This is a genomic window from Paenibacillus violae, from assembly GCF_032461945.1.
GTDB lineage: Bacteria > Bacillota > Bacilli > Paenibacillales > NBRC-103111 > Paenibacillus_E > Paenibacillus_E violae.
In genome coordinates this window covers 121,686-141,161 of the sequence record NZ_JAWCUD010000001.1, presented here as the reverse complement: position 1 = coordinate 141,161, position 19,476 = coordinate 121,686, and the positions used below count along the sequence as shown (strand labels likewise).

At 49.0% G+C, this 19,476-nt stretch carries 11 protein-coding genes; all 11 read right to left on the bottom strand.

The genetic code is table 11. The features are described from left to right. Nucleotides 1–22: 22 nt before the first annotated feature. Complete coding sequence (locus tag RQP52_RS00555) at nt 23–2,101, bottom strand: hypothetical protein (protein WP_315948779.1); 2,079 nt, start codon at nt 2,099–2,101, stop codon at nt 23–25. Next, nucleotides 2,053–5,133 (bottom strand): glycosyl hydrolase 2 galactose-binding domain-containing protein, encoded by a 3,081-nt coding sequence (locus RQP52_RS00550; RefSeq protein WP_315948778.1) that lies wholly within the window; start codon nt 5,131–5,133, stop codon nt 2,053–2,055. The genes RQP52_RS00555 and RQP52_RS00550 overlap by 49 nt, the downstream gene beginning before the upstream one ends. A 23-nt stretch (nt 5,134–5,156) precedes the next feature. Continuing rightward, complete coding sequence (locus RQP52_RS00545) at nt 5,157–6,809, bottom strand: hypothetical protein (RefSeq protein ID WP_315948777.1); 1,653 nt, start codon at nt 6,807–6,809, stop codon at nt 5,157–5,159. Continuing rightward, a complete protein-coding gene (locus RQP52_RS00540; RefSeq protein ID WP_315948776.1) occupies nt 6,799–7,674 on the bottom strand; it encodes a sugar phosphate isomerase/epimerase family protein in 876 nt (291 codons plus the stop codon). Before RQP52_RS00540 ends, RQP52_RS00545 begins: the two co-directional genes overlap by 11 nt. Continuing rightward, nucleotides 7,671–8,765: a Gfo/Idh/MocA family protein gene (locus RQP52_RS00535; RefSeq protein ID WP_315948774.1), complete on the bottom strand. Its 1,095-nt coding sequence runs from the start codon at nt 8,763–8,765 to the stop codon at nt 7,671–7,673. The genes RQP52_RS00540 and RQP52_RS00535 overlap by 4 nt, the downstream gene beginning before the upstream one ends. Nucleotides 8,766–9,307: 542 nt before the next feature. Then, on the bottom strand, nt 9,308–11,674 hold the full coding sequence (locus tag RQP52_RS00530) for a glycoside hydrolase family 95 protein (protein ID WP_315948772.1): 2,367 nt from the start codon (nt 11,672–11,674) through the stop codon (nt 9,308–9,310). Nucleotides 11,675–11,686: 12 nt separating this feature from the next. Further along, nucleotides 11,687–13,147, bottom strand: a complete 1,461-nt coding sequence (locus RQP52_RS00525; RefSeq protein WP_315948771.1) for a DUF5060 domain-containing protein — start codon at nt 13,145–13,147, stop codon at nt 11,687–11,689. 8 nt (nt 13,148–13,155) lie between these two features. Continuing rightward, nucleotides 13,156–14,592, bottom strand: coding sequence for a DUF5060 domain-containing protein (locus RQP52_RS00520; protein WP_315948769.1), 1,437 nt, complete (start codon nt 14,590–14,592; stop codon nt 13,156–13,158). A gap of 40 nt (nt 14,593–14,632) precedes the next feature. After that, nucleotides 14,633–15,532, bottom strand: coding sequence for a carbohydrate ABC transporter permease (locus tag RQP52_RS00515; RefSeq protein WP_315948767.1), 900 nt, complete (start codon nt 15,530–15,532; stop codon nt 14,633–14,635). Then, on the bottom strand, nt 15,533–16,513 hold the full coding sequence (locus tag RQP52_RS00510; RefSeq protein ID WP_127449149.1) for a carbohydrate ABC transporter permease: 981 nt from the start codon (nt 16,511–16,513) through the stop codon (nt 15,533–15,535). Further along, on the bottom strand, nt 16,500–19,475 hold the full coding sequence (locus RQP52_RS00505) for an extracellular solute-binding protein (RefSeq protein ID WP_315948763.1): 2,976 nt from the start codon (nt 19,473–19,475) through the stop codon (nt 16,500–16,502). Before RQP52_RS00505 ends, RQP52_RS00510 begins: the two co-directional genes overlap by 14 nt. Nucleotide 19,476: the final 1 nt, after the last annotated feature.

Here is a 19,476-nt window from a genome sequence, read left to right as displayed (position 1 = left end):
AATGCCCTCCTATCTTTCACCGTCAACCCTGTGTATCCCTGAAACGCAAAGCGTTATGTAAAACTAGCGCGATAACCCATGAAGGGTTCCATTTATTGCTGTGTCCCCGGTGATTCCAATACGTTTGGAAAAAGCCTTCTCCTTGCTCCCCGGCAACGGTAAATCCCCATTCGCCCGGTTTCGTACAAATGCCCTGTCCCATTGCCTCCAGCGACACTCGTCCCCACCGTTCATATTGCTCTTTACCGGTTAAGCGTCCAAATTTCCAGAACTCATACGTTGGAAAAAATACATCCAAATGGTGGTTTTGCACACTGACACCAGGCCATCCCACAGCGCTAAAATCCGTGTTCCGGAATGCTGAGCCTTGGTTGTACGCTGGGTTCCACACATATACAAAAGTTAAAAGCCAATCCGCAGCGATTTCGGCCCATTCCTGATACCGTTTATCCCTGGTCAAAAGAAACAGTTCGTATGCAGCTAGGAAAAAGTACATCCCCGCTTCTTTGTCCTCACACTTTGCATCCAGCGTGGAACGGGCAAATGGCCGTTCGAACGTCTCGACATGCAGTTCGTAATAACGCTGCATCATTCTCTCTGCGAATTCCAAATAGTTGCTCTCCTGAGTGATCCAATAGGTTTTCACGAGAGCGATCAAGCAGGGGATGCCCGCAGCTGTTATCAGGTCATCTGCCGGCGTGCCGTCCATTCGCCATGCGGAAGGGTAGATGCCCGTTAATAGCGCGCCGCCCAACAAGAAATCTGCGGACTCGCGCAGCGCCTCGATCCAGCTTAACGGGACTTCCAGACCGTTTTCCCGAAAGAGCAAGGTAATTTCCGCCAGATCAGCGATCGTTTCACCGTAAGCCCGGCTTGAGACGACGGGCTGCTTGTTCCAGTAAAAGTCATCCCAAACTCCTTCATTAAGCCGGTACAAACTATGTCTCACACCCGGGACGTCAGTACGGCTCTGCGACACATAAAAATCAACAACTCGCCTGCAGTTCAGAACTCGTTCTTCCTGCCCGTTCTCAATGCCTAATTTGGCATCGCACCAGGCCAGCTTCAAACACTGCCCCGTCCAACCGTACATGTAATGCAGCGGATGCTTGGGGGCGGTCCCGTTCTGATTCGAATCGGTAAACTTGATATAGCCTGCGGCATCCCGCTCCCCGCTTCGATACCGATCATCCATCGCATTGGTCTTAAGCCGGATCATCTCATCCAGAGACAGCGGGTTCTTCCCCACCGGTGCGAAAAGCTTTTCGCTTTTTCGAACAATTTCACGAAAGGCATGGCCTGGGCGGTCTGCAACACCCCAATCCAGCGCATACATTTTGATTGATGTGCGGCCTTGCTCGAAATCCATATATCCATCGGAATAAGATTGCGTAGTATTTTTAGCGATAAAATAAGTGTCTTTCTCCCCGTTAAACATCAGAACGCCGCTTAGCGCAACGGCCGTGATGCGACTCTCCTCTTGGATGGCTCCCAGCGAGCCGTAATGAACAACTCCGTCTTCCGTCTCCACAAAGTCCGGGATAGAAAACAAGGAGAGAAATCGCGTCTCCTCTTCCTCCCATTCCACATTCACGCAGGGAATGGGCAGTCTGTGCTCTTCGCATATGAAGCCACGGCCTGGCTCCATGCCAAGCCGTGGCACGATCCGATTCGGATCAGAAGAAGGATTGTTATTGTAAATCATGTGGGGAATCGTCACTTTTTCTTGGCTTCGTTTCGGAAGCGCAAACAGGATACCCACAGCTGCTTCACGAACGAAGTAATCGCTCCGATTCTCCCAACTCACTTGCATCCGCAGGAGGTCCTGCTCGTCAAACGTCAGACTCAACGTGACGTACAAGGCTTCTAAGAAACCACTGATCCGAACCAGGCCAATTTCGTCACTGACTTGCACTTCCCTCAGCCCAGGTGTATCCATTCGCCACGGTCTTCCTGTGGAATAACTTAGCATGTCATTCAATCGCCCTGTGAAAAAAGGAGAGGGCTCGCCCTCTAATCTAAGCATGAGCTGTAAACCTTCTTGCATGACTGCTATCTCGGCTCGTCGCTTCTGATTGTGGCTAACAATGGTGTACAACACTCGGGGCTCACTCCTTTCTCACTCATCAAAGTCACCAGCAGGCGGTCTAGTGTTGGATTAAAGCCGACTCTGCCCGCTAATGGCAGGCAAACGAAGAACAGAAGCCCTTTGCCTAAACGTTTCAATCCTACGACAGGCAGCTTCCGCTTACCCGGTGTCTCCGAATGCGCCTGGTAAGCAAAAACAATAGGTTCGATACCCTCGCCGATCAAATGGCTATTGGTCATGCCATCCAGCCGGTCTGTCGTCAAATTGTAAAAATAAGAGTAATCGTCTGGTTTTACGTTAGCCATTTTGAGACCATCCACTTGCATGGAAAGCGTATACACTTCTCGTAATTTCACCGTTTGAATTTGTGTATCATCTAAGTCCCATGTACCGTTATCAGCGTGCTTTAGAATACATACGGCTGTTGCGCCTTTACGAACTTTCGCAAGGATGGCGGTCCGTTGGCTGTTGAATGATTCCGGAGATGAGACAACAAGCGTACAATCGTCATGCACCTCTTCGGAATAACGCTCTCCGCTAACATTCAGCAGCGAACCGAGCAATTCGGACGCTGCGTCGAGATAAGCGACCTTCTGAGGGGTCTGGCTTCTCATCTTTGCAAATGCCTCAAAAGTAAACCGTTCTGTGTTTAATACATGGCCGTCTTCATCTATCAATTCCGCATCCACGTATAATTGCTGTCTTTCTTGGACGGAAGGCACGGAGAATCGAATCGAACCTGCATACTGCGATGAAGCTATCGGTAGTAAACTAGCTATTTCGTAATGTGCGTAGTCTCTTGAATCATCACGCAGTGTTGCAACAATCCGGCACTTCCCGTATTCCTTCGCTGTATCGTTCAAAAGCCATGCTTCTATTTCCAATGTCTCGCTTTCATACACCTTCCAGCGGTCGCTTCGCAAATTAACGCGAACAGGCTCCAAGCAGTCCTTATAAGTGAAATACGCTGGTTTTGGTTTTCGATCGACACCTACAAGAGCTTTCATCCAACCTGCCGGCCAAGCGTCAATCAGCAGATGGATGGCGGTGGACACAACCCGATCCGCTCTTCTGCGCCATGCATCCGTCATCAGCTTCGTCGCTAAACTTTGATGCTTCTGACTGGCCTGAATCCAATCGTGCATATTGGTTTGTTCCGCATACCAATCTCCGTGAAGATTGTAGGTTTGTGCACCATGGATGCTATTCGGCAGCCAACGATCTTGCTCCAATGTCGGGAGCCATTCCTTGGGGTAACGGCTTAGCATAAGCTCCGCATGATCCAGCCCTTCGGTCCCATACTCGCCGCATCCCGCTTTCCAGCCTTCTCGAATCGTTGGAAGGTACCCTTTGTACATTTTCCCTACTGGAATGACGTTGTTCGTATACCACAAATTATAGCAATGAAAATCGGGCAGCCCTTCTCGGGTAGGCGGGTTGTAGTCCCCCTCCACGTTTTTAACAACACGATCCGGATTCTCAACAAATATGGCTTGCCTGGAGGCTACGAAAAAAGCTTCCAGCTCATTTCTGTGCAAATATCGGTGACCCTTGCGTCTTTTCTCAGTCCGAGAAGGTTCGTTGATCAGCGATACCATAATGGAGGACGGATGGCTGCGAATCAGCCTTTCCATTTCCGCAGCTTGCTTCACGCCTTCAACGAATTGATTTCGACGAATAAAGCCGAATGTGGGCAAATCGCATTGATGCATCATGCCGAGCATATCGAAATAGTCATAGATTTCTTCCTGTACAGGACGTTGTGTAATTCGGTAAAAATTCAAATTCGCCAATTTGGCAATCAAAATATCATCCATTAATTGGTCAAAATCGTTGTTCATCACACACTGCTGCAGATGCCCCATTTCATTGGCGCCTCTTAGTACGATCGGTTGATTGTTCAAATAAAGCGTACCTTTCGGAACCTGCTGTTCATCCATATGAAATTTCCGCATACCGAAAGTGCGATCCCGGCTATCTACGCAATCCCTGTCATTTTTCACTTCAATACGCACCGCATATAGCAACGGTGATTCCGGTTCCCACATTTTAAATGCTGGAAACTCTACTTTATAACGGAAATAATTAATGCCTGGCCCCGCATAGGCCACTGTAAATGAGATTGGTTCTATTCCTTCACCCTCAAAATTCTGAGGCATAATTGCCAGTTCCAACTCAAAATTCTCCATGACGCGCGTTGTGGTATTCACCGCATCAATCCAGACTTCCACAGAGCCGGTGTCAATATCCGGTCTTACGAAGACATCCTGGATAAACAGTTCTGACCGCTGTTCCAGATACACTTTATTGTAAATCCCCGCTCCCGGTGGACAGTGGCTCCAACCGTTGTACGGATCGTCCCATCCTGGCCCCGTCGCTGCGTATATTTTATCGCCATCCAGCTTCGTTCCCCCGACACCCATCATGGGAATGTCCGTCTGAACCTCAACGACGAGCGTATTGTTTTCTTGCAAAAAGTCGGTCACATCAAATTCGAACGGTGCGAAAAACCCCTCATGACTGCCAATGCATTTGTGATTGAGGTATACCGTCGTTTTATAATCAACACCTTTGAACACGAGATATACTCGTTTTCCTACTGGAATGCCGGGATAGGCGAACTCGCTGCGATAAAATCCCGTCCATTTGCCTTCTTCCCCGCTGGGTCCGCGGAAATCAGGGATCGTCACCGCTTCCCAATCCCCTGCACCATCCAGTACGCGAGTAAAACTCACATCTTCAGGCGTTTGATAGCGAAATTGGAATTGACTGCATACTTGCCGATCCCTTGTCATCGAAGGAGCCGGTACTACATTTCTCATATAGGGTCTGTACTTCTCGCGAAGCTGATCCAACTCTTCATGAAATCTTTCCATTTGAGCTTCGAATGTAAGCTCTGGCACGCGCTTCGCTTTATCCGTGCCCGGTGCGAAATATTTTTTATCAACAGTTATAGGCGGAATGTCCCGCAGTTCATCTTTATTTCCGGGATGTTCACGAAACGCAATTTCCGCGAACTGATCCAAACGTTTGGTTGGCTCCAATCACATCTCCACCTTACTTCTCGTCATACCCTCACGATTTCATAATCTAACGTAAAGCCTTCTTCATCTTGCGGATACATGCGTACTTCTGTCGATCCAAATCGTTGTGTCCAAATCTTGTTTTCTCCTATAAAAGGCTCCACAGCCTCTTTCACTTCACTTGCCATAAAATCGTTTGTGACAATCCAGCCTCCGAAGCCCGCTCTCCCGCTTTTCTTTCGGTGTTCCGGGCAATCCGGAGGGAGGAGCCAATCTGCGATGACGACTACGGCGCCGTCTTCCGCCTTTTTCGTAAGCATTGAAAACGTGTTTGTGTTCAGTGTAGTGCCACCAACGATAATCAACTTGGGTTGACCTAATTGGTCGGCAGTAACGTACTCATCAAACGCCAGAACATTGGACATCGGATAAAATAAAGGATGCACCCGTCTGCCTGTTCCTCCAGCATATCCTTGCTCCAGAGGGAATTGATCAAGTGGAACGTCCTGCTTTAACTGATGCCTCGGGAAGTCGTACCCTGGAATATGCAGGCAGCTGCCATGGGCGGGTATGGTTCCTCGGCTAAGGAGATGCCAGATGTGAAACACGCTTTGGCTTTGTGTGATATCTGGCTTCTGACTTGTGCGATTGCCGAAAAGCCGTTCATTTTGACCATAGTTACTATCATCCGAATGAATGACTGCGATATCGGCCTCAGCTTGGGAGTGATGCCAAGTCAGGGGGTGTTCGGGAATAAATTTCCGAACGAATTCCAACCAAACCTCGCCGAATTCCGTCTTCCTGAAGCCCTCAGGCTTATGTCTAAGCAATACGTCGATATTTTCTACGAATAAATGGGTGGGCCCCATGAAATATCCCATTTTCAAAGCCGACTCAAACTCCTGCGGAGAATGTCCCGGAAATCCAGGGAACCGTGTAAACCATCGGCCTGTATCAGGTCCCCACAGATCCGCACAAATCCACAATGCCCGCCCATATTGCTTCGCTGCCCCCAAAGCTGTGGACAGCTGAAGCGACTGGAACGATTCCTTCATGATTTTCGGGCAAAGATCCATCCCCGCTCTGGCAAATGTATGAAACATGGTAGGAAACACATGCTCCGCAATCAAAGGTACTGACGTACTCGCTAAACCCGCTTGCTCCACAATGCGGCTCACATGTTCCGTTCGGGATCTCACGGATTGTTCGACTTTGCTCCGAGCTTCTGCCAAGCTCAAGCCTTCCGTGCTGCCCCAATGCGGAAACCATCCATCCTTGCGGTACTGTTGGACGTTTATTTGTAAATGCTCCGGCTCATCATACAGCAGTCCCAAACATCGTCCCGAGGTGGAGGCTTCGACAATCGCCTGATCGGGAATATCATACCGATTCGTTCCTTCCACCCAAGGTCCGTTAATGTTGCCATATTCGTTTCCAAGGCAGATATCCATCCCCGCTGCGGTAACATCCGCAACCACATCCCAATGTTCCGTGCCTGGCAGCACATGATGCACGTAGAAATCCGTTCCCAATTCACGCAAGCAGCTTACAAAAGCACCTGGTTCCGGTCTCGGATCCTGTGAAGGGCAAACGCTCCCTGTACCCGTCCGCATGATGAGATCGGAAGCCTCTCCCGCCCATGGGTCCTGCCACGCTACGACCGGCCCCTGAATACCTAATTTCGGTTTATGCGTCACCGGTGTTCGTCACTCCCCAGCTCGCCTCAACATTCGCAAATGATTGGCGGATAATGGTCAGGCAATCAGCCACTTCTTCCGGCTTCGCATGTTCCAGAATCAAGGGAACTTCCGGCATCCGGCGAGCAAGAAGCTCCGCGTAGACGTTCCAATCCGCTTGCCCCGCCCCGACTCGAGGTGTTGTGAATCCTTCGGCAGCGTAAAGTGTATCTTTGGCATGCGCGATAGGACAAAACTCGCCGATATGGTCAAACATTTTCGCCATCGCCTCGGGTTGTCTGTTCAAATCCTCTTGCTTCAGGTAGTTAAAAGGATCCATAATGAACGCCAATCCTTCCGTTCCCAGCCGCTCGATCATATCCTTGGCTTGTTCCGTAGTGGCAAGCACGTTGTTTACAAAACCTTCGGCTAGCAAAACGGCACCTTGTTTCACCGCTCGATTTCGCAAGCGATCTATGATTTGCAGCAGCTGCTCCCACACTTCAGGGGTACGGTTACCTTCGTAATCGCGCCAAGCGTTAGTCGGATGAAGACTTCCCGTCTCTGTCGCTATATACCTAGTCCCATAAACTGAACATAGGTCGATCATCTTTTCCAGCTGCTCCAGTTTCGCTTCCCTTTTTTGCAGATTAGGGTTCATTAAATTCGTATAACCGGATAAGCCGATGACCGAGATGCCCTTACTTTCAAAAATGGTGCGGATTTTCTCAGCGCGGGTGAGTGAGAATGGCTGGTCTTCCATCACCTGCATCGCTTGTTTGGGATCAATTTGCACATAGGTCATGCCCTGATTCCGTGCATCTTCAGCCATAGCTTCCGCGCTCCAGCCCATATACACATAGCTCATAAATCCGAGTTGATTCATCTCACAACGCTTCCTTTCAACAAATCCTCTCTCTCCACTACACAGGCTTCCTGGCTGGAGTTTACCATCGCGGTTGTCAACGCTACCGTTTGGATATTATCCTCTGCAGTGACCGGAGGGAGATTGCCTTCTTCCAATGCCGTCATGAACGCGATCATCGAACCGGCGAAAGCATCCGGGAACCATGTTCCTTTGAGCTTGATTTCGTGAACGACATTTTTGTGTTTGTTCAGTGCCATATATAGGGTATCTTGCGTGCACCACAAGCTTCCTTCTGTCCCGTCGATCCACCACGTATTGCTGTGTGAGCGGCTTGCTTTGGCAATATTGTTAAAATGCAGTGTCGCCATAAGCGGGTTCCTGCCGCCTTTGGGACCAAATTCGATATTCGCCGAATAGATCAGCGGGTCGATGGCGTTTTGCTTCGTTAACTGGGCTGTCGTGCAGTGTACCCTTGACCATTCCTCCGGATGAGGATTGAAGTACCGGCAGAGGTCCACATAATGCACACCATGGTCGACAATGTTGAAATTTTTCATTGTCGTCCACCACCAGCCGGCCTGATCCTGGAACGAGCGCATGTTGTGGTGAATGCTGTATACTTCTCCGATCAGGTCCTGCTCCAGCACCGTTTTCAACGCTTTATGCGCTGGCGCAAAACGAGCTTGCTGGTTAACTCCCAGAATAATCCCCATCTTGGTTGCCTCTTCGTTCAGGCGTTCAGCTTGTGCCAGATCCAGGGCTAAAGGCTTTTGGCACAATACAGGCCTTGGCGCCTTGCCGATTAACCTCAGCACTTCCAGTCGCGGTTCAGGATGGATGGCCAGGTCGATTACACCTACATCGTCCCTCTCGAGTAGCTCATTCACATCCGTCGTCCAAAATGGAATATCAAACTTTTCCGCAGTGGCGCGTGCCGCTTCCTCGTTTACGTCGCAGCATGCGGCTATGGGCAAACCGTACTTGCGGTATGCCGGTAAATGGGCTGTATTCGCTATGCTGCCGCATCCGATGAGGCCGATTCCGTAATCATTTACATGGGTGAGACGCTTCTTATTAGGCAAATAATCGTCTGGTCTAATGAACTCCATAGTTACACCTCTTTATTTCTTACATTACACGAGGATGGAAAAACATTTATAGGGTGTTCATGCTTTTTTGTAGGGAGGATTCAACCACGTTGGCTTTTCAGCGTAAAAAGCATCGAAATGTGGCGAGTGGCGGGGCTTCGGTGGAAGTTGGCTGTTTGTGGAGTTGTGCGATGGGATGGTGGAAGGCTGGTAAGTAGCTAACTTTGCGCAGACGGTGTTTGATCCGTCTGGCTGGAAATAGTTTAAGGGAACTGCAAGCCGCTATTCCCCTGAAAAAGCACCTATTCCACCTGCGGGAGGAACTACGGGCCGCTATTTGCCGCTTTCACTCAGAATTCGTGCAAAATCGGCAAAATAAGAGCCTGTAGTTCCCCTCAGCGTGGAAATAGCTCGTTTTCCTCGGAATAGGGGACCATTGTTCCCTTTCAATCATGCCTAGCGGAAGTTGGCTGTATGTTGCGTTGCGCGACGGGATCGCAGAAGGTTGGGCACCTCCCACAACAACAAAAAGGCCACCCAACGGGTGACCTTCCAAAAACACCTTAAATATTAGTAGCCTCTTTCAAGCTCTCACTGGCCGCTTGTTTTCCAAGTGATAGCACATACTTTTTGCCCGTCTCAGCTTGGAAAGTAAGCATACCCGACTGCTCTTCCAATACCGCTTCTACCGCAGCTCCTCCATCGGATTCTACGATAAGCGGAAGCTGGCCGCCCTTGTAAACAACGGTGCAAGCTTGGCTATACTTGGCTTGAATAACGCAGCGCGTCATCGCCCCATCTTCCCAGGCCATGTCGATTTCGAAGCCGCCGCGAGCTCTCAACCCGCTTACGGATCCTCGTTCCCAAGCACTTGGCAGGGCTGGAAGCAGGTTGATCTCCCCACGATGCGATTGCAGCAGCATCTCGGCAATACCTGCGGTTCCGCCGAAATTGCCATCAATCTGAAACGGCGGATGATTGTCGAACAAATTCGGCAGAGTCGAATGCGACAGCAGCATACGAAGATGCTCGTACGACTTCTCGCCGTCTTCCAAACGGGCAAAGAAATTAATGATCCACGCCCGGCTCCAGCCCGTATGGCCGCTTCCGGCTTCCAGTCTGCGATCCAATGTTCGTTTGGCGGCATCTGCCCACTCCGGCGTATGGCGAACATGAATCATTTCACCAGGGTGCAAAGCGAATAAGTGGGAAATATGACGATGTCCCGGATGCACCTCATCCCAATCCTTCACCCATTCCTGCAGCTGCCCATGCTTCCCGATTTGCGGTGGCGGCAATTTGCGAAGCTTACGCTCCCATTCTTGCCTTGTTCCTTCATCTGTTTTCAAACGCTCAGAAGCATCGATGCAAGCACGGAACAAGGAATAGATGATTTGCGTATCCATGGATGGACCTATGGTCAAACAACCAACGCTGCCATCAGCGCCAATAAACTTATTTTCCGGCGAAGTGGACGGTCCGGTGATTAAGTATCCATTTTCATCTTCAAACAAATAATCCAAGAAAAACTCCGCTGCTTCCTTCATAATCGGATAGGCCCGGTCGCGAAGGAAACGTTCATCCTGCCCATACCGGAAATGCTCCCAGAGATGTAAAGTTAACCAAGCAGCGCCCATCGGCCAGATCGATCCCGGCATAAAGTTGCCTTCAATTTGGGTAGCTCCCCACATATCGGTATTATGATGCGCGACAAACCCTCTGCAGCCGTACACTTCCTGCGCTGTTTTCCTGCCATTAATCCGCATGCGATCAATCAAATCAAACAACGGCTCATGGCATTCGGGCAAATTGCACACTTCCGCGTGCCAATAATTCATCTCCGTGTTGATATTAATGGTGTATTTGCTCTCCCATGGCGGTGTAAAGCTTTCGTTCCATATCCCTTGCAAATTGGCAGGATTGGACCCGGGACGAGAAGAGGCCATCAATAAGTATCGACCATATTGGAAATATAATTGCGCTAGTCCTGGGTCGCTTCCACCTTCTTTGAACCTCTGCAACCGAGCATCGGTCGGCAGCAGATCCGCTTCTTTGCTCTCTTCCGGACGACCTAACTCCAGCTTCACACGTTGTATTCTGCTGGTATGATCCGCCAGGTGGTCACGCTTGACTTTATCGTATCCCTTGCCCGCCGCATGCTCTAATTGGCGCGTGCATATCGCAATCGGGTCCGCGTGGCGGAAGGAAGTTTGCGCCGTGAGATAAATCGTTACGGCTTCTGCCTGAACAATGAGGAAATCGCCAATCACTTTCACCGAACCGCCGTCAGGAACCGCTTTCACAGCGGCGCAATACGTGACGCCTCCTCGGCCATTTTCACCGCTCATCACCAATGTATCGTTGGCAATCTTCTGCGTGCCTTCATCAAAAGGTCTTCGGCTCAAATGCATGCGCAGATTTAACTTGGCCGGCCGGTCGCATTTGATGCGAATGACGATCACTTGGTCAACCGCGCTGCTGAACATTTCCCTGGAATGCTGAATATCGTTCAGGCAGTAGCCCACTTGTGCGATACCTTGTTCAATATCTAATTCCCGATAGTAATTGGAAATCATCTTCTTTTCGCCGTCATGGTAAATTTGAAAATCTCCAAGCGGCTGATAAGGATGCAGGGATTTAGGAATCGACATCATGCCCATTTGCGCAAGCTCTTCGGCCTCGATCTGTTTCCCTTTCATCAACAACTGGCGAACCATCGGAAAATGCTTCTGACCCTCCGGATTATCACCGTTAACAGGCCCTCCATACCAAACGGAGTCCTCATTCAGCTGCAATCTCTCATTATTTACTTTGCCGAATATCATAGCGCCGAGACGCCCATTGCCGATCGGAAGCGCATCGTTCCAAGATCTTGCCGGTTTTTCGTACCACAACTTTGTACCATTGGCTGAATTTCGCATTTGTTTCATCAGCAACACTCCCTAAACTTTTTGTATGCGCAACGCGTAATAGAGTTTTCCTGGCAAATCGATTCGAAAACGCCCTTCATGTTTACCCTCTATCGGGGTAATAACCATATTCCATGTATCAATTAAATCCACTTGGTAAGTTCCTTCTGGCAATGAAAATTCACGGTATGCAAAGCGATGTGGCCCAAAATATTGCAAGTAATATTCGCCTCGAACCGACAATGTCGCTGCATCATAGCTATCGCTCGTATAAGCTAATTGAGCAGGTGCTTCTTCCATAATTCCTTTTAAGAATTCGATCCTCCGCATGCTTTTTCCTTGCAGTTCTCCACCATGTGACCACCATATTATGGATTCGGTGTTCCAATACGTTTCCCCATGCGTCACATGCCCGCCTCGGCAGGTACCTTCCCAGACCCGGCAAAGCAATTCTTCCGGCGTTAAGCTGCCCCACCTTGTATCCAAATTGCCTTCATAACCGCACTCGTCAATCATGACAGGCTTGCCGTATTGTTTGGTACATTCCGAAATCACTTTCACATCGGCATGTTGGATACTCGCATGTGTCGTCCACGGCGTGCCAAAATCATACAATGTTTGGCAATTATGAATAGACCGCAGATGGCCGCCATAATCGCATTCCTGGACAATCCGAAATAATCGGCTCCAGTCATCCAATTTCTTGTGCGTCATTAAATCGTATTCATTCGCTAATGACCACCAAACATGGCTAAAAGCTGCGAATCGCGATACGATGTATCGCACATAGCGGTCATCCGCTTCTTGCGGCATTCGGTCAAATCCCCAGCGTCCTTCATCGTAGGGATGAAACAAGATGAGCTCTGCCTGAACGCCTAATTCCGCTAACTCTTTTACCCGCTTCTCCAAATGTGTGAAATAGTCCGGAACGATCCGTGAATAATCAAAACCGGATTCGGGAGAACCTTCGAATGGGTAGATAGCCGGTTCCCGATCATTAAACAGGTACGACTTCGGGAAAACCAACATCCGAATTTTATTAAAAGGCGCCTCCCTTAACGTTCGCAAAGTTTGCTCCTGTACTTCCTTGTCTTGCAGATGCCACACGTAACTCGTTGTTCCGATTGGCGTATATCGTGTACCGTCCGCATATTCGAAATACACAGAGTCCTTCACCCTCACAGGACCGTGGTTATTCGTATTCGCAGCTGAGGTACAAGCAAATTCACCCTGCAACCGGTCCATTCCCGCAAATGAACTTGAGGTCTCAAAGAGCCATTGACCTTCTTCCTCCGGCATAAACCGGATCCGGTACTTGCCGTTACCGTCATAGAAGCCTTCGGCATAAGCTTCATTCCGTCCCTTCCGAAACCGGGCGCTAAGCTGAATGTCCGTGAACGGATTCCCCAGAGAGGGACCTTCCAGCGTAAGCTCAAAAATGCCCCATCGCTCTACATTCCTTGTGTAGATCAGCTTTATCTCCTCCTTCCACATCAGCTGCTTTATCCAACCTTTTGAATACGAAGCGCCATAAAAGGTTTTCCAGGCAGGTCAACCCTGCAGGTCCCGCTAAATGTGCCTGACAAAGATGTAATCGTCATATGCCAAGTATCGATAAGTTCTATTCGGTAGGATTCTTCCTGTCTAAGTTCCAAGACTTTATACGCATGCTGATGATGCCCGAAGTATAGCAGTTTGTACGTGCCTTCTTCCGCTGCTTTCATCCAGTCCGCCGGACCTTCTTCCATCACTTTCCTCAAAAAAGCAATTCGCTCTGTACTTTCCCCATACAACTTGCCTCCGGAAGAAATCCAGGCTCTCGTTTCGCGGTTAATGAAGGACTCTCCATGCCCGACAAATCCCCCTCTGGACAAGCCCTCCCAGAAGCGGTGTGTCAGCTCCTCGCCGGAAATATTGCCCCAACGTCGGGAACTATTGCCTTCATAGGAGATTTCATCAATGACAATCGGTTTGGCAACGGCTTCACGCCAAGACGTCGTCAGTTCGGCATCCCAATGCTGAATGCTTTGATGTGTAATCCATGGCTTACTAAAATCATATAAACTTGAAGATTTGTACATCTTCGTGCCGTTATGAATGGACCGCAAATGCTGGTACGGATCGTAACGCTGAGTCAATTGAAGCAGTCGATCCCAATCGGCAATCGTTTTGTATTTATTAAAATCATATTCGTTGCAGAGCGACCACCACACATTACGAAACGAGGCGAGGCGGGCGATCACATAACGCAGATAAAAGGCATCCGTATCCGGGTCCATATTGTCGACGCCCCAATATCCTTTATCATAGGGATGGAATAAGACGAGATCAGCTTCTATGCCAAGCTGCATGAGATCGCGGATACGTTCTTCCAAATGGGCGAAAAATGCCGGATTAAATTGTTTTTTGTCCAAATCCTCAGGGCAGGTGCCGGCAAAAGCTACCCTTAGCGGCGGCTGCATATCCCGTGTTGGCAATAGGCACATTCTGACTTTGTTAAATGGCGAGTTCTTCAACGTCTGCAAGGTGAGCTCTTCCAACTCCTTGCTGCCATGGTGCGTCCAATGATAGCAAGTCGTGCCGAACGGCAGATAAGGTGTTCCATCCTCATAGGCGAATAAATACTGATCTTTTACCCGCACAATGCCATGATTCCCGGCAGATGGCGGCGTACACACGAACTCGCCGCTTTGTCCGTCAAGTTTTTCCACACTACTGCGGGTCACATACCGCCAAATGCCAGGCTTGTCGGGCATGAAACGAACCCGGTACGTGCCGTCACCATCATAAAAACCGTCTGGTTCAACAACAAAGTTTTTGTATTGAAATTGTGCGGAGAGTTTGACATCCAGAAACGGATTTCCTTCAGCCGGCCCTTTCAACGTCAGCTCGAATTGTGACCATTGCTCCACTTCCCGCATGTTCATCTCAATTGCCATAGGCTCGTGATCCCCTCCTTTTCGGCTATATGAACCGTCGTTATTTTATTCCGGAATGAGCCATTGTAGCGATGACCTTACTTTGAAAGACGAGAAACATAATCAAATTCGGCAAAAACAAGAGGAGTGCAGCTGCGGCTGCAGCACCCTGCCGGGCCACGCTGTTCGCCATACCGCTCGTTAATGTTTCCACATAAAACGGGAAGGTTTTCATCGTCTCGTCCTGCATATAGAAGGTCGATGTGCTGGCATCTTTCCATGCGGAGTCAAAAGCGATAATCGCAATTGTCGCAACTGCGGGCATGAGCATGGGAATGACAATACTGATAAAAAGCCTAAGTTCCTTAGCTCCGTCCAGCCGTGCAGAATCCAGCAGTTCATCCGGCAGCTGGTCAATAAATTGCTTCATAAGGAACACGCCGGTTGGCACGGCGACGAGCGGTAAAACGTGCCCCCAGTACGTATCGAAAATATGCAGCTTGCTGATGATCAAATATTTAGGGATTTCGACCGTTTCCGGTACGAACACCAGCGTCAGCAAAATCGTTGCAAACACCAGCTTATGCCCTGGAAACTTATGTTTGGAAATGGCGTAAGCGCACATTGCGCTTGTCATCGTGATCAGAAATACGGCCATTCCAGTGACGATAATGCTATTGAATAAATAGCGGGAGACCGGAACCGCCGTCCCTTTGGTCGTGGCAAGCAGCTCAGCAAAATTCTGCAGCGACGGTTCCCTTACAAAGATGTTCGGCGGATAGATAAACAGCTCTTGATACGGCTTAAAGGCATGGTTAATGATGTATACAATCGGCAGCAGCATGAAGATGCTCAGCGCGACGAGAAGCACGGCCGCAAATATTTCGAAGGGGCTCAACCGCCGAATCCCCACTCTCCTGCGCCACGCGTGCAATTGACGCATTGTCCCAGCAATTTTCATTTATTCTTCTCCCTTCGTTCCGAACAGCTTCCAGCTCAGCTTTTGGGCGAAATAAACGATGGTTAGCAAACACACGGTCAAAGCCGTCGCATAGCCGAGTTCAAACCGTTTTAGTCCATAATCGTCAATATGCGTTGTGATCATATGGCCCGCATATTCCGGCGTCGGATTCATGCCGGACAACGCCGTTCCGATGGACGACAGCTGAATCGCTCCGACGATGGCCATAACGGCGCCGAACAGCATTTGTGGTTTGGTGGAAGGAATCGTAATGTACCAGACTTCTTCCAAACGGCTGCGAATGCCATCCAATCTGCCCGCCTCGTACAATTCGGGATTCACGTTAAGAATACCCGCTAACATGCCGAGGAACCCGATGCCCATACTTTTCCAAAGAGAGACGACAACCATGGACGTCATTAAGTGCTCTTTACTTGTTACCCACTGAACAGGTTCACTAATCAAGCTCATTTTTAATAAAAAGCTGTTCAAGTAACCAATTCTGTCGCTGGAGAGCATAGGCGTCCAAATAATACTCATCGCAACCAGACTCGCCAAAGACGGTGTATACATCGCCAGTGTGAACCATTTCCGGTACACCCCGGGTAGAATCGAAATCAGCCAAGCAAGCATGAAGGCACATACATAGCCGCCTGAGCCTACAATTAAAGCAAAGGACAGCGTGTTGGGAAGCGCATATTTAATCAAAATGAGATCTTGGGAAAGCATATAACGGAAATTGTCCCAACCAATAAACCGTGGTGCTTCAATGGCATTAAAATAAGTAAAGCTAAGCGCTAAGGCCGACAAAACCGGCAGTAAAATAAAAATGATAAAACAGATCAGGAACGGGGCGATGAATAAATACGAAACCCGATATTCCCATAGCGTTTGCAGCGCTGATATCAGCTTACTTTTTCGTATTTTGACCGGTTGAATCGTTCTTGGAAGCACTCGCGCCTGCACTTCACTTTTTAACATACTTATCCACTCCTTCCCATGGCTTTGTAATCACGGGTAAATTCAAAGATCGTACTAATTGGCCATTGGCATCAACAAAGTGAAACTCCTGCATCTTCCTCTGAATTTCCCTGTCGACTTCTTTTATTGCGGTTTCGAGTGAAGTCCGATAATTTTCCCCGTTGATAACGGTTCGGGTCCAAGCGTTCGTAAGCTCACGCTCCATATAGTAACTACCCGGCACTTTCGCCACTTCACGGAACCATTTCCACTGTTCCAAAATTGCTTGCAAATCTTCTTCCTTCCAAGGCAGTTTAACAAAGGAATCTACATTGGATGTGTACCAGCGGAACGTAACCCCATTGAGCGTTTCCAAGTCGAGGCCGTATTTCTCCTGCACCTCTTCCGACATCCACCATTTCAGGAATTCCCAGCTTTCCTGCGGTTTCTTCGTGTGTTTGAAGATGGCCGAAGCAAATTGATCGCCGCCATTGCCTCCTGTCCATCTAACAACCGTTCCATCCGCTTGCTTGACGCCTGGAATCGGTGCTACACCCCATACGCCATTCAGTTCAGGTGCCGCAACGGTCAATTGAAGATAACCATTCAGATCTGCAATACCGATCGGATAGGAACCATCACGGAAATGCTGGACGAAATTATCGCTTCGTTGATCGATCCCGTATTTGTTTTGCAAATCCGTCCACTCTTTGAACGCTTCGAACCCTTTATCCGTATTAAAGCCTGTTCTGGAACCGTCCTGCTTGATGTACTCAAGGCCGTGCATTTGCATAAATATGCTATGTTCAACCGGCGTAAAATTCATGCCGTTTTGTTGCAGCACCGGCAGCATGCGGTACATGTCATCCCAGGTATCCGGAACGCTAAGCCCTAGATTATGCAAGATATCTTTCCGGTAAAACATCATGGAGAACGTCTGCGTTTCCGGAACGGCATAATAGCCTCCATCATAGAAGTACGGCATCCACGCCCCTGGAGCGAATTGCTTATACACGTCATCGAAATCTGGAAATTGTTTTAAATTGTAAACCCCATTACGGATGGCATAATCAAACGGCGTATCGTGCGGCAAACCGATACCGACATCAGGCGCCATACCGGCCGCATTCATCAATAGAAGCAGCTTGTCGTCCTTAAGCAGGTTGATTTTCACTTTGATGCCTGTTTGTGGTGTAAACATTTCATTCGTCATGCTTTGCAGTAGATTAACGTAATCCCGTCCACGGTTCATCCACACATTGAGCACTTGATCATCCGTTTTTTCCGAAACCTCTTTACTTCTGAACGTATTGAAGAAATTGATAATCGAACCTTCGATCTTTTCTACAAACGTCGATTCCATTTTTGGGAAAGGTTTTTCTACCGGAACGATGAAAATGCGGTCAATTTGCAGCGGTTGGGAGCTAAGCTGTTTGACCAAGTCAGCCAGCTTGCCTTGCATGGTATTCATCCGGCCTGCATCATAAGGAATTTCATCTGGATACTTTAATAACGTTTCAATATCTTTGCTTACCGTCACTAACCCTTGGGACAAAGCGTCGGAGCGGCCATTGATCGTTATTAATTGTTCTCGGGTTGCCGCAAGATTATCATTTAGTTCCTGCAGCTGCTCAACAAATCCAGGTAAATCCTTTTTAAGATCCCAGGTCCGATTTTTGTCATCTACCCCGCCGGTCAATGTGCGCAGATCCGTGGAAAGCTTAACCAAGGTGGCAATCGCTTTATCCATTTCGACAGCAGCTGGAACTAGAGGTGCCTGCGTGACACGCATCGAAATGGTATTGCTTCCTTTTTCCAAATAAAACTGGTACGGCTCGCCCTCGTCGTTGGCTAACTCCCTCCCTTTCCATCCGGTTGCATAAGGGAATCGATAAGCTTTTAACTCGGAAAACGGAACTTTCCCGTTAATCATAATCGTCCGGAACGATGACCGGTTGGAAACTAAAGACTGCTGCTGACGCAGCGCTATTTTGTAGAAACCGGCGGCAGGAGCATCAAAGCTCCAGCTGATTTCTTGATTTTTCGACGACCAGTGGCTTCCATCCAGCGTGTTGTAGCTAATTTTGCCCCGAACATAAGGGCTATTGGCAATATCATTATCAAAAGCGAGCGTAATGGAAGAATCATTTTTCCAACCAACCTGCTCGGCTTCAATCACAATGGGGTCAGCTTCTACAGGAGCGGCATTCTTGGGCTGCTCTTTTCTTACACCTGCATAGTCCGCAACAGGGACAGGCGCTTTGAAAGAAATAGACTCCAGTGCCATTGGATCGCTACCCGCCAAGCGGATCTTATGCTTCCCAGGGGTCAAATTCCAAAGGAGAGGGTCTAAATAGGCCCCGGACATATCGCGCAATTCCCAGGTTTGCCAACTTGAGATATCGTTTGCTGCCGGACGAATTTCGTCGCCATTGTCATCCTTGACGATCGGCATTTTATCCTTCCAGTGGCGATACAGCTCAAGCGATTTGGATTCAAGATAGGGCGAAACGCCGTCAACACTTAAGCTGAGTGCAATCGGTTTCCGATCTCTCGAATCCACAAACGGATGATACGACATCTCAATGGTATACAGTCCGCCCTGTGCAACGTCGAGATCATATTCGACCCATTCGTCGCCCTTGGCTTTCCAAACCAGGACGTTATTCTTGCCGTCATACGACTCAACCGCAACGTTCGCATTCGCCGACTTTCCAGACAAACTTGCTGCCGATAACGTCATGCTGCCGGTATGATCTTCTTTGGCGCCGTTCTTTTTCCAGCCTTCAAGCACTTCTGTATACGTAGGTATCAAATTTTTCGCTGTATTCGCTGCAGCCTCCGCGCCTCCAGACGTGGACCTTGCTTTAGGCAATGTGCCATTGTTGTCAGCTAGTGCTGTTAGTGTAGGACCCAGCACACATACAAGGGCTAACATGAAGGACATCACGGCCCGTGTTCTAAATAACGCTTTCAACTCCATC